Consider the following 12,120-nt stretch of genomic DNA (forward strand, 5'->3'; position numbering starts at 1 on the left):
TCTGTTTGCCCCACGTACCCGGACGGGGAAAAGCGTGTAAAATTGCGCCCTGCAATGGGGGGATGGCCCCCTTTCCCCGAAGAGAAAGGCTCAGAGAGTGGCAGAAGTAGACAGATTTGCGGAGATCCGCCCTTACAACGATGACGAGGTGGCCGGCGCCATCGAACGCCTCGTCCAAGATGACGAATTCATCGGCGCCATTGCCCGCTATCGCTTCGGCAATCTGGTCGGCTGGCTTGGTTGGGCGATCCGCCCGCTGATCCGTGCTGTGCTGCGCCGTAAGTGGGCGGGCGTCACGACGGTGCGTCAGGTGCAGCTCGGGGTCAGTCGCTACATGGAGCACATGATCGCCGGCTCGACCCGTGGCGTGACCTTCTCCGGCCTCGAACACCTTGAGCCGGGCAAGGGCTATCTGTTTGTCTCCAACCATCGCGACATCGCCATGGACCCCGCTTTCGTCAACTGGGGGCTGTTTAACAACGGCTTTGACACGGTGCGCATCGCCATCGGCGACAACCTGCTTCGCAAGCCCTGTGCCACCGAGCTGATGAAGCTCAACAAGAGCTTTATCGTCAAGCGCTCCGCCAAGGGGCCGCGCGAGCTGATGAAGACGCTTGGGGATCTCTCCGCTTACATCGGCGAGTCGCTCGCCGGCGGTCACTCCATCTGGATTGCGCAGAAAGAGGGGCGGGCCAAGGATGGGGATGATCGCACCGATCCGGCCATCCTCAAGATGTTCTACATGGAAGGCAAGAAGCAGAAGCTGGCGTTTGCCGATTACATGGCCCGTCTCAACATAGTGCCGGTCAGCATCTCCTACGAGTGCGATCCGACCGATCTGGCCAAGGCGCGCGAGCTGTACGAGAAGGCCCATCATGGCCGCTACGAGAAGGGCGAGTTCGAGGACATCGAGAGCATTGTGGCCGGTATCGTCGGCCAGAAGGGGCGGGTGCATGTCGCCTTCGGCGCCCCGATCTTGGATGGGTTTGACGATCCGGATGGGTTGGCGGCTCTCATCGATCGCTCCATCTGGAGCAGCTACCACCTGTTTGCAAACAACTTCCTGGCGGCCGGTGAACGTGACAAGGCCAGCGCCGAAGAGGCGGCTGCTTATGCCGAGCGGCTGGACAAGGTACCGACCGAATTACGTGATCTCTGGCGTACCATGTATGCAAAACCGGTAGAAAACTCAAAAAATATTTGATGATTTGCATCACGAGTTTATAAAAATGGGAGCGCAAGCTCCCGTTTTTGTTTCTGGTCAATATTGCCTATGGCAAGATGGTGGTAACATTGTTTCAGTTGGTACGAAGTGATCAGCGCGGCGGAAGGCCCGTCACCCCATTAATGGACCCTAGTGAGGCCCTGGATGATAACCGGTAACCTGCAGGCACTCGAGCGTGCCACCTTACCCCCCGTCCTCGAGCGCATCATGCGTGAGGTGGTGATCTCCGTCGAGCATTGGGAGGGGCGCGCCATCGGTCGTGTTGATGTGGATGGCGATCATCTCTTTTGCCTGGTGCAGGAGGATCTCACCGAGCCGTTCGACGAGCGCCGCGGCGAGTTTCATCAGGAGTATCTGGACATCCAGTTGCTGCTCTCCGGTCGCGAGTGGATTGGGGTCGGCCCCCAGCAGTACCGCTTGGAAGGGCTCAGCCACCCCCATCCGGATCTCTGGTTTGTGGAGGTGGAGCAGGAGAGCTGGCTGGCCATGCGTCCCGGTGACTTCGCCATCTTCTACCCGGGTGAGCTGCATCGCCCGCTCTGCACGCAGGGGCTGCCGGCGCCGGTGCGCAAGCTGGTGGTGAAGGTACACAAATCCCTGCTGGCCTGATGGCCGCAACGAATTGAAAAATTGGCTGCCTGGGCGGCCATACACGACCCCGGCTCGGGGATCCTGTCCCATGTGGATGAAACAACGCGGCACGAGCCGCACCACAGGAAGAATCTGAAAATGAGCAAGTTGGTATTGATCCTGAACTGCGGTAGTTCCTCTCTCAAGTTTGCAGTGATGGATGCCGCAACCGGTGACGCCTGCCTCTCCGGTCTGGCCGAGTGCTTCAACCTGGATGACGCCCGCATCAAATGGAAACTGCATGGCGTGAAAGGGGAAGCCATGCTGGGGGCCGGCGCTGCCCACCAGGAAGCACTCGACTTCATCGTGAATCAGATCCTGAGCCAGGATCCCACTCTGGCAGCCCAATTGGTGGCCATCGGCCATCGCATCGTACACGGCGGTGAGCGCTTCTCCAGCTCGGTACGGGTCGATGACGAAGTGATTGCCGGTATCGAAGCCGCCATCCCGTTTGCCCCGCTGCACAACCCGGCGCACTTGATCGGTATCCGTGCCGCACTCAAGGTGTTCCCGCAACTGGCCGACAAGAACGTGGCCGTGTTTGACACCGCCTTCCACCAGAGCCTGCCAGAGGAAGCCTACCTCTACGCCCTGCCCTACAAGCTCTACCAGGAGCATGCCATCCGCCGTTACGGCGCCCACGGCACCTCCCACCGTTTCATCGCCGAAGAGGCCGCCAAGGCGCTCGGCAAGCCGCTCGATGAGGTCAACATCATCAACTGCCACCTGGGTAACGGCGCCTCGGTTTGCGCCATCAAGGGCGGCAAGTCGGTCGACACCTCGATGGGGCTGACCCCGCTGGAAGGGCTGGCCATGGGCACCCGCTCCGGTGACATCGATCCGGCTATCGTCTTCTTCCTGCACGACAAGCTGGGTTACTCGGTCGATGAGATCAATACCCTGCTGACCAAGCAGTCTGGCCTGCTCGGCCTGACCGAGGCGAGCAGCGACTGCCGCTATTCGACCAGCAACTACGAGACTGATGCCGGTGCCAAGCGCGCCGTGGATGTCTTCACCTACCGGGTGGCCAAGTATGTCGGCGCTTATGCGGCCGCCATGGATGGTCGTCTCGATGCGGTGGTCTTTACCGGTGGCATCGGCGAGAACGCCGCCATGATCCGCGAGATGATCCTCGAGCGCCTCGGCCTGCTCGGCTTCAAGGTAGACAGTGAGGCGAACGCCGCCGCCGTACTGGGTGGTGAGGGACTCATCACCACCAAGGAGAGCCGTCCTGCTCTGGTGATCCCGACCAACGAAGAGTGGGTGATCGCCCGCGACGCCATCGAACTGGTCGCCTAAGCATCCCCATGACGTGAAAAGGCCCGGCATTGCCGGGCCTTTTGCATTTCAGCTCAGCAGGGGTTGCAGCGTCTCTAGCAGCAGGGGAAAGCGGGTAAAGCCATCACGGTCGATGAAGTGTCCGCCGCGCTCGACCCGGTGCAGCGGGGCGGCCAGCTCCCAGGCTAGGTGTTGGGAGTAGGAAAACGGCACTATGTCATCGTCGCTGGCGGCGATCACCCGCCGCTGCGGCACCTGACGCCGAATGCGTTGAGGGTGGTAGGCCGGCTCCATGAAGGGATCGAGCTCAGGCAGGGTGGGCACCGGCTGCGAGAAGCCGGAGACCAGCACCAGACCGCCGATATGCACGCTGGCCGGCTGTCGCTCGAGATAGCGCAGCGCCGTGATGCAGCCGAGGCTATGGCCGACCAGCACGGTATCGGGTGAGGGCGCTGCCAGTACGGCGTCCAGCGCTGCATCCCACGCTGGAGCGGTGGGGCGATGAGAGTCCGGCATGGCGGGCACCAGGCACTCGACATCCTGCTGCGCTAACTGCTGTTGCAGCCAGGGAAACCAGTTGGCGCTAGGTGTGGCGGTATAGCCATGGATGACGACGACGCGGGGCATGGCAGGGCTCCATACAGAGACAAGAGTGGCCATGATAACGTGAAATGGGGTGGCGTGACTGCGCCCGGATGGGGGAAAAAGAGGGGGCGCCGCAGCGCCCCCTTTTCGATCACTTGACCTCTTCGCCCTTGGCTTGCAGGTCGGCGTGATAGGAGGAGCGCACGAAGGGGCCGCAGGCGGCGTGACTAAAGCCCAGCTCCATCGCCACCTCTTTGAGTTGGTCGAACTCGGCGGGCGGCACGTAGCGCTTCACCGGCAGGTGGTGGCGGCTCGGTTGCAGGTACTGGCCCAGGGTCAGCATGTTGACCCCGTGCTCGCGCAGATCCTTGAGTACCTCGACGATCTCCTCGTTGGTCTCACCAAGGCCCATCATCAGACCGGACTTGGTCGGCACATCGGGGTGCATCTCCTTGATACGGCGCAGCAGCTCGAGCGACCACTTGTAGTCAGCTCCAGGGCGGGCCAGCCGGTACATGCGCGGCGCCGTCTCCAGGTTGTGGTTGAACACATCCGGCGGGGTCTCACGGAACACCTCGAGCGCCTGTTCCATCCGGCCACGGAAATCCGGGGTCAGGATCTCGATGCGGGTCTGCGGGCTGTGCTCGCGGATCTCGCGGATGCACTCGGCGAAGTGCTGGGCACCGCCGTCGCGCAGATCGTCGCGATCGACCGAGGTGATGACCACGTAGCGCAGGTTCATCTCCTTAATGGTCTGGGCCAGCTTTCTGGGCTCATCGGGATCGAGCGCCAGCGGGCGGCCGTGGGCCACGTCGCAGAAGGGGCAGCGACGGGTGCAGATGGCCCCCATGATCATGAAGGTGGCGGTGCCGTGGTTGAAGCACTCGGCCAGGTTGGGGCAGGAGGCCTCCTCGCACACCGAGTGCAGCTTGTTCTTGCGCAAGGTGCTCTTGATGTGCTCGATCTTCTGGCTGCTCGGCGGCAGCTTGATCCGCATCCAGTCGGGCTTGCGCAGGATCTCCTCGTTGGGATCCGGCATGAACTTGACCGGGATCAGGGCCATCTTGTCGGCATCACGCAGCTTGACGCCCGGCTCCATACGAATGGGTTTGCTCATGATTCACTCTCGGTGTTCGTTATTGTGTGGTAGCCGATACGGCGTGCCAGCTCGGTCACTAGGATCGGGGCCGCGTCGGCGACGCGCTGGGGGCCACCCAGTGCGCTGGCCTGGGTCATCACCATGCCAGCATAGCCGCATGGGTTGATACGCAGGAAAGGAGACAAGTCCATGTTAATGTTCAGCGCCAGTCCGTGGAACGAGCAGCCCTTGCGGATACGCAGGCCGAGCGACGCTATCTTGGCGTTGTCGACATAGACGCCCGGGGCGTCCGGCTTGGCATAGGCATCGATGCGCCAGTGGGCCAAAGTGGCGATGATCGCCTCCTCCAGCGCGCTGACCAGCTCACGTACCGACAGATGGCTGCGGCGCACGTCGACCAGTACGTAAAGCACCAGCTGACCCGGGCCGTGATAGGTGATCTGGCCCCCCCGATCGCTTTGCACCACGGGAATATCGCCGGGGGCGAGCAGATGCTCCGCCTTGCCGGCTTGGCCTTGGGTGTAGACCGGATCGTGCTCGACCAGCCAGAACTCATCCGGGGTGTCGGGGGTTCGGCTGTCGGTGAAGGCCTTCATGGCATCCCACACCGCCTGATAGGGACGGCGGCCAAGCTGGCGGACAATCAGTGGGGGGGCAGAGTCCAGCAACATCGCTTCCTCGAAGGGCTGAAAAATCTATCGCCCCGTGATACGGGGCGAAGAGGGGGGTTACAGAACGTAACGTACCTGTTCGATATTACCGAGGGCGGTGTACATGGCCTCGATATGTTCTTTGCTCTGGGCGACCACGGTCACGCTGACGGAGTGGTAGTTGCCCTTGGTGCTCGGTCGAACGGTCGGGGTGTAGGTGCCGGGAGCATGCAGTTGCAGTACTTCCACCACGCGCTCCGGCAGTACCGGATCGGCGATCCCCAGCACCTTGAAGGGGAAGTCGCAGGGGAAATCGAGCAGCTCATCAAACTTGGTATTCATTGCATCACCTTTCTGGGGCCGTGGCGCCGGCCCATGGATTGTCTCGCGCCATCCCCGAGGGGATTAAACTCTATATGAGGGCAAACCGGCGACGTTTCAACCTGTCATCAACCCGGCAAGAGTGGCGGAGGTGCTGCTTTTTACCACAAATTCGGGGAGGGTGAAACCGGCAAACAACAAGGTTATTACACTAGAAACAAAAACGGCGCCCATCGGGGCGCCGTTTGCATGCGAGAGGGAGCTTATTTGAAGAAGCTCTGTACCAGCATCATCAGGTAATCCCAGATGCGGCTCAGCATGTTGCCTTCCTGCACTTCTTCCAAGGCAACCAGTGGCACCTGAGTCACCTCCTTGTCGCCGATCTTGAGGAACACGGTGCCCACTTGCTGACCCTTGGCCAGCGGCGCCTTCAGTTCATTCTCGAGCTGGAAGTCAGCCTTGAGCTTGTCGGCCTGGCCACGGGTGATGGTCACGGCCACGTCTTGGTCGACACCCAGCTTGACGGTGGACTTGTCACCCATCCAGATCTTCTGAGTTACCAGCTCGGAGCCGGCCTTGTACGGAGTCAGGGTCTGGAAGAAGCGGAAACCGTAGGTCAGCAGCTTCTTGCTCTCCTCGGCACGGATCCGCTCGCTATCGGTGCCCATCACCACGGAGATGAGGCGCATCCCCTCCTTGTTGGAGGCCGATGCTACCAAGTTGTAGCCGATCTCGCTGACGTGGCCGGTCTTGATGCCATCGACGTTGAGGGAGCTGTCCCACAGCAGGCGGTTGCGGTTGTGCTGGGTGATGCCGTTGAAGACGAACGACTTCTGGGAGTAGATCTTGTACTCCTCGGGCAGATCGCGGATCAGCGCCTGACCCAGGATCGCCATGTCGTGGGCGGTGGAGTAGTGCTCTTGATCGTGCAGGCCGTGCGGGTTCATGAAGTGGCTGTTCTTCATGCCGAGCTTGGCAGCCCAGGTGTTCATCAGGCTGGCGAAGGAGTCGGTGCTGCCGGCGATGTGCTCGGCCATGGCGACACAGGCGTCGTTGCCGGACTGGATGATGATCCCCTTGTTGAGATCATCGACAGAGACCTGCTTGCCCACCTCGATGAACATCTTGGAGGAGTCGGAGTAGTTCTTCGACCAGGCGTTCTGACTGATGGTGACCATGTCGTCACGCTTGATGTTCCCCTTGGCCAGCTCATAGCCGACGATGTAGGAGGTCATCATCTTGGTCAAACTGGCGGGGGGGAGGCGCTCTTCGGCATTCTCCTGCACCAGCAGTTGGCCGGTGTAGTAGTCCATCAGCACATACGCCTTGGCGGCGATGGCAGGAGCGGAAGGAACCATGACCGGTTCGGCGCTGGCGAAGGCAGCAGTCCCGGCCAGGGTGGTGAGAAGCAGCGATTTAACGAATTTCGACATCTTGGATTTCCTGCGTGCCTAGTGGGGCCAAGAGAGCCCCCGGAACAAAAAAACGGGTTTCACTATACCAGATCGCACCCTTCGTCACAGCGGCGAAGGGCGCTATCTGGCGTTCAATTGACGAAAAAGGCCTGGGGATGACCGTGCTGCTGCACCTTGCGTAGTTGCGCCTTCTGCATGGAGGCCTCGACCGGCCCCAGCACCAAGCGGTAGTGCTGCCCCTTGCCCAGTACCTGGTAGGGCAGACCAAGCTGCCGCTGCAATTTCTGGCCTTCGATCACCAGCTTCTGCTTGTGAGCGCCGCTGGCCACCTGGATCCGCTTACCCTTGACGGCGGCGGTCTTGAGGTGGTGCACAGGGCTGGCGCTCTCGTGACGCTCGCTCTGGGGCAGTTCGGCTCGGGCGGTGGCCCGGCTCACCGTCTCGACCCTGACGCGGGCGGTACCACGGCGGTGCATGCCAAGCTCGATGGCGGCTGCGCGGGTCACGTCGATCAGCAGATGGCGGTTGAAGGGGCCGCGATCGTTGACTTCGACGATCACCTGGCGACCGTTCGCTAGGTTGGTGACCCGCACCATGCTGCCGAGCGGCAGGGTGCGGTGCGCCGCGGTGAAGCGGTGGCTGTTCATGATCTCGCCGTTGGCGGTGCGGCGCCCGTCGAGGGAGGTGGCGAGCCAGGAGGCGGTGCCGGTCGCGCGGTAGCCGCCGTTGTGCTGCCAATGGGAGGGAGACGCGGGCTGGCGGGTCGGCCCCTTGCTGCGGGTAGCGTGGTGGCGCGGGTTCGCGGGGGCTTGGTTCGCCTGGGCCAGCAACTGATAGAGGGGCGGCTGCGCATTGGCGGCAACGGCTGGCTGGCCACACAGGGCCAACCACAGGCCGAGCAGGCCAAAGGCAAGAGAGCGAAGCTGGATCATGGATTCCCTATCGGTGGCTGACCGGTGCCGGCTGCGGCAGACGAAAATCATCCTAACATGGGGGCAAAGGGCACGCCTCCCCTGGCCGGGAAGGCGTGCGACAGACTATGCCAGCAGGCGCCTGTGGGTGTGAATGGACATCAAGATGCCAAAGCCCGCCATCAGGGTCACCATGGAGGTGCCGCCATAGCTCACCAGTGGCAGCGGTACCCCTACCACCGGCAGGATGCCGCTCACCATCCCCATGTTGACGAACACATAGACGAAGAAGGTGAGGGTCAGCGCCCCGCCGAGCAGGCGCTCGAAGCTGTTTTGCGCCTGCATCGAGATGTAGAGGCTGCGGCTGATCACATAGAGATAGAGCAGCAGCAGGATCGCCACGCCGATGAGGCCGAACTCCTCGCTGTAGACCGCGAAGATGAAGTCGGTGTGACGCTCGGGCAGGAACTCGAGCTGGGATTGGGTGCCCTGTAGCCACCCCTTGCCAAAGATGCCGCCGGAGCCGATGGCAATCTTGGACTGGATGATGTGATAGCCGCGGCCGAGGGGATCTTTCTCCGGGTCGATCAGCATCAGCACCCGCTGGCGCTGATAGTCGTGCATCAGGAAGAACCACAAGACCGGCAGAAACGCGGCGATGAGCAGCACGGCACAACCGATGAGCCACCAACTGATGCCGGCGAGGAAGATGACGAAAAAGCCTGATGCCGCCACCAGGATCGAGGTGCCAAGATCGGGCTGGGCAGCGATCAGCAGGGTGGGAACCAGCACCAGCATGATGGCGATGATGAGGTGGCCGAGTTTGGGCGGCAGCGGATGCCGGCTGAGCCAGACCGCCACCATGATGGGCATGGAGAGCTTCATCAGCTCGGAGGGCTGGAACTTCATGAAGCCGAGATCGAGCCAGCGCTGGGCCCCTTTGCCGATGTGACCGAACACGTCCACCGCGATTAGCAGCAGCACCACCAACACAAACAGGGGCATGGCCCAGCGGGCATAGAAGCTGGGGGTAAACTGGGCCATGACCAGCATCACCACCAGGGAGAGCGCGCCGCGCATCATCTGGCGCAGCAGTTCTTCCATGCTCTGCCCGGAGGCCGAGTAGAGCACCACCATGGAGAGGGCCATCACGGCCAGCAGACCGAGCAGCAATGGCAGGTCGATGTGCATGCGATACCAGATGCTGGTACGGCGATCTGAATTACTCATGGCGGGCCTCCGGCTTGACGAGGTGGGGAGGAATGGGAGGCAACTGCGAGTCCGGTTGCAGCAGCAGGGCGTCAAACATGGCGCGCGCCACCGGGGCGGCGTTGGTACTGCCGCCGCCAGCGTTTTCCAGCACCAGGGCGATCACTGCCTTGGGGTCCTCGTAGGGGGCGAACGAGACGAACAGGGCGTTGTCACGGTGCTCCTCTTTCAGGGCCTTGGCGTTGTAGGTCTGGTTCTCCTTCATGCCGATCACCTGGGCGGTACCGGACTTACCGGCCGCGACATAGGGCGTCTTGGCGAAGGCCTTGCGCCCCGTGCCTTCGTGGCCGTTGATGACGCGCCACATCCCCTCGCGCGCCACCTTCCAGTAGTTCGCATCTTTCACCTGCAAGGCGATATTGGGGTTGAGTGGTGCATCCTCGCTGCTGGTCGCCGTGGTGGTGCGCTTGAGCAGGTGCGGGGTCACGTCGTGGCCGTTCTGGGTCAGGATACTGATGGCGCGTGCCAGCTGCATCGGCGTGGCACTCCAGTACCCCTGGCCGATGCCGATCGAGATGGTGTCCCCCTGATACCAGGGTTGGCGCCAGCGCTTGCGTTTCCACTCCCGTGACGGCATGACGCCACGGGTCTCTTCATAGATATCGACACCGCTGTACTGGCCGAAGCCGAACTTGGTCATGTACTCGTTGATGCGATCGATGCCGACCCGGTAGGCGAGATCGTAGAAGTAGGTATCTGCCGACACCTCAATGGCGCGATAGACATCGAGCCAGCCGTGGCCCCACTTCTTCCAGTCGCGGAACTTCTTGGTGGTGCCTGGGATGGAGTAGGTCGGGCCGCCGAAGTAGCGGTAACCCGGCGTGATGGCTCCCTCGTTGAGCCCCATCACCGACATCAGCGGTTTGACCGTGGAGGCCGGGGCGTAGATCCCCTGGGTGGTTCGGTTAACCAGGGGGCGGGCCGGATCGTTGAGCAGGCCCGAGTAGTTGGCAGTGGAGATGCCGGTCACGAACAGGTTGGGGTCATAGCTTGGGCTCGACTCCATCGCCAGGATGGCACCGGTCTTGGGCTCCATCATGACGATGGCTCCGCGCCGACCGGCCAGCAGCTGCTGGGCGCGCAGTTGCAGGCGGATGTCGATATTGAGGTAGATATCCTTGCCCGGCTCAGGGGGCTGGAATTTCAGGGTGCGCACCACCCGGCCGCGGTTGTTGACCTCGACCTCCTGATAGCCGGCCACCCCGTGCAGGACCTCTTCGTAATACTTCTCCACCCCCTGCTTGCCGATGTCCTTGGTGGCGGCGTAGTTGGAGAGCTTGCCCTCGCCATCGAGGCGCTCCACGTCGCGGGCATTGATCTTGGCCACATAGCCCAAGGCGTGGGTCAGGGTATCGCCAAACGGATAGTAGCGCTTGAGGTAGGCCTCGATGCTGGCGCCCGGATAGCGGTGCTGGTTGACCGAAAACAGGGCCACCTGTTTTTCAGTGAGTTTTTCATAGAGCGGCACCGGCTTGAAGCGACGCTGGCGCTTGGTCTCGGCCAGAAACTTCTCCTTGGTGCCCTCCGGCAGTTCGAGCAGGGTGATCAGCTCGTCGGCCATCTTGTCGATGTCGCCGGCCTCCTCGGGGATGATCTCGAGGCTATAGACGGGGCGGTTCTCGGCCAGCAGCACACCGTTGGCGTCATAGATGAGGCCACGGGTCGGAGCCACCGGCACCACGCGGATGCGGTTGTCGTTGGAGCGGGTCTGGTAGGTGTCGTAAGCCTCCACCTGCAGATAATAGAGATTGCCGAACAGCACCAGCATCAGGATGACCATCCCGATGTAGGCGACCAGGGTTCGGCGGAAGAACAGACCGCCCTCGGCGCTGTGATCGCGCATCTGGACCCGTTGTTTCAGCATCGGGGCTCCTTGCGCATGGAACTCGAATTCATGACGGCCCTATTCCCGGTGGTAGGGGTGGTTGGTGGTGATGCTCCAGGCCCGGTATAGGCTCTCGGCCACCAGTACCCGCACCAGTGGGTGGGGCAGGGTGAGCGGGGAGAGCGACCAGCTCTGCTCAGCGGCCTGTTTGCACTCGGGGGAGAGCCCTTCCGGGCCACCGACCAGCAGCGCCACGTCACGGCCATCGAGCTTCCACGCCTCGAGCTGACCGGCGAGCTGCTCTGTGGTCCAGGGTTTGCCCGGGATGTCGAGGGTGACGAGCCGTGAGCGGCCCGCCGCCGCCAGCATGGCCTCTCCCTCTTTTTGCAGGATGCGGGGAATGTCGGCGTTTTTGCCGCGCTTGCCGGCCGTGATTTCGACCAGCTCAAAAGGCATGTCTTTGGGGAAGCGGCGTCGATACTCCTCGAAGCCGTGCTCGACCCAGGCAGGCATCTTGGTGCCCACCGCAATCAACTGGATCTTCATCGGTCAGGCCGCTTCGACTGGGGCACCGCCCCACAGCTTTTCCAGTTGATAGAAGTCGCGATATTCATCCTGCATCACGTGGACGATCACCTCGCCCAGATCCACCAGCACCCACTCACCGGTCTCCTGCCCCTCGACGCTGAGCGGCTCGTTGCCCATATGCCGGGCCTCGCTGGCGACATGGTCGGCGATGGAGCGGACATGACGGTTGGAGTTGCCGGAGCAGATGATGAGGGTGTCGGTGATGGTGGACTTGCCACGCACGTCCAAAGTGACGATGTCGCGGCCCTTCATGTCATCGATCTTGTCGACGATAAAGGCGTGAAGTGCGGTGCCTTGCAATGACCTTCTCCTGTGTTGCTATCG

Annotated in this window: 13 protein-coding genes; 3 read left to right on the forward strand and 10 right to left on the reverse strand. The window is 62.0% G+C overall.

Annotated elements, in window-relative coordinates:
- Window positions 1-97 precede the first annotated feature (97 nt).
- The 3 genes from FE240_RS03025 to FE240_RS03035 all read left to right on the forward strand — a co-directional run bounded on the left by FE240_RS03025 (window position 98) and on the right by FE240_RS03035 (window position 3,154).
- Entirely contained in the window at window positions 98-1,204 is a 1,107-nt protein-coding gene (locus FE240_RS03025) for a 1-acyl-sn-glycerol-3-phosphate acyltransferase (RefSeq protein WP_193003325.1), read from the forward strand.
- 165 nt (window positions 1,205-1,369) lie between these two features.
- Window positions 1,370-1,834, forward strand: coding sequence for a YhcH/YjgK/YiaL family protein (locus FE240_RS03030; RefSeq protein ID WP_193003326.1), 465 nt, complete (start codon window positions 1,370-1,372; stop codon window positions 1,832-1,834).
- 120 nt (window positions 1,835-1,954) lie between these two features.
- Entirely contained in the window at window positions 1,955-3,154 is a 1,200-nt protein-coding gene (locus FE240_RS03035; RefSeq protein WP_193003327.1) for an acetate kinase, read from the forward strand.
- 48 nt (window positions 3,155-3,202) lie between these two features.
- Here FE240_RS03035 and FE240_RS03040 read toward each other — a convergent pair whose 3' ends face one another.
- From FE240_RS03040 to rsfS, 10 genes are all read right to left on the reverse strand, one after another.
- Window positions 3,203-3,760: an RBBP9/YdeN family alpha/beta hydrolase gene (locus FE240_RS03040; protein WP_193003328.1), complete on the reverse strand. Its 558-nt coding sequence runs from the start codon at window positions 3,758-3,760 to the stop codon at window positions 3,203-3,205.
- Between the two features lie 109 nt (window positions 3,761-3,869).
- A complete protein-coding gene (lipA, locus tag FE240_RS03045) occupies window positions 3,870-4,835 on the reverse strand; it encodes a lipoyl synthase (RefSeq protein ID WP_042046831.1) in 966 nt (321 codons plus the stop codon).
- On the reverse strand, window positions 4,832-5,488 hold the full coding sequence (gene lipB / locus FE240_RS03050; RefSeq protein WP_193003329.1) for a lipoyl(octanoyl) transferase LipB: 657 nt from the start codon (window positions 5,486-5,488) through the stop codon (window positions 4,832-4,834). The genes lipA and lipB overlap by 4 nt, the downstream gene beginning before the upstream one ends.
- A gap of 57 nt (window positions 5,489-5,545) precedes the next feature.
- Entirely contained in the window at window positions 5,546-5,809 is a 264-nt protein-coding gene (gene ybeD / locus FE240_RS03055; RefSeq protein WP_042046834.1) for a DUF493 family protein YbeD, read from the reverse strand.
- A 242-nt stretch (window positions 5,810-6,051) separates the two neighbouring features.
- Window positions 6,052-7,221, reverse strand: a complete 1,170-nt coding sequence (locus FE240_RS03060) for a D-alanyl-D-alanine carboxypeptidase family protein (RefSeq protein ID WP_193003330.1) — start codon at window positions 7,219-7,221, stop codon at window positions 6,052-6,054.
- 113 nt (window positions 7,222-7,334) lie between these two features.
- Complete coding sequence (locus FE240_RS03065; protein ID WP_193003331.1) at window positions 7,335-8,135, reverse strand: septal ring lytic transglycosylase RlpA family protein; 801 nt, start codon at window positions 8,133-8,135, stop codon at window positions 7,335-7,337.
- A gap of 105 nt (window positions 8,136-8,240) precedes the next feature.
- Entirely contained in the window at window positions 8,241-9,344 is a 1,104-nt protein-coding gene (gene rodA, locus FE240_RS03070; RefSeq protein WP_193003332.1) for a rod shape-determining protein RodA, read from the reverse strand.
- On the reverse strand, window positions 9,337-11,247 hold the full coding sequence (mrdA, locus tag FE240_RS03075; protein ID WP_193003333.1) for a penicillin-binding protein 2: 1,911 nt from the start codon (window positions 11,245-11,247) through the stop codon (window positions 9,337-9,339). The genes rodA and mrdA overlap by 8 nt, the downstream gene beginning before the upstream one ends.
- A gap of 39 nt (window positions 11,248-11,286) precedes the next feature.
- Window positions 11,287-11,754: a 23S rRNA (pseudouridine(1915)-N(3))-methyltransferase RlmH gene (gene rlmH / locus FE240_RS03080; protein WP_042046838.1), complete on the reverse strand. Its 468-nt coding sequence runs from the start codon at window positions 11,752-11,754 to the stop codon at window positions 11,287-11,289.
- 3 nt (window positions 11,755-11,757) lie between these two features.
- Window positions 11,758-12,096, reverse strand: coding sequence for a ribosome silencing factor (gene rsfS, locus FE240_RS03085; RefSeq protein ID WP_042046839.1), 339 nt, complete (start codon window positions 12,094-12,096; stop codon window positions 11,758-11,760).
- Window positions 12,097-12,120 lie beyond the last annotated feature (24 nt).

This window comes from Aeromonas simiae, assembly GCF_014892695.1.
GTDB classification, from domain to species: Bacteria; Pseudomonadota; Gammaproteobacteria; order Enterobacterales; family Aeromonadaceae; genus Aeromonas; species Aeromonas simiae.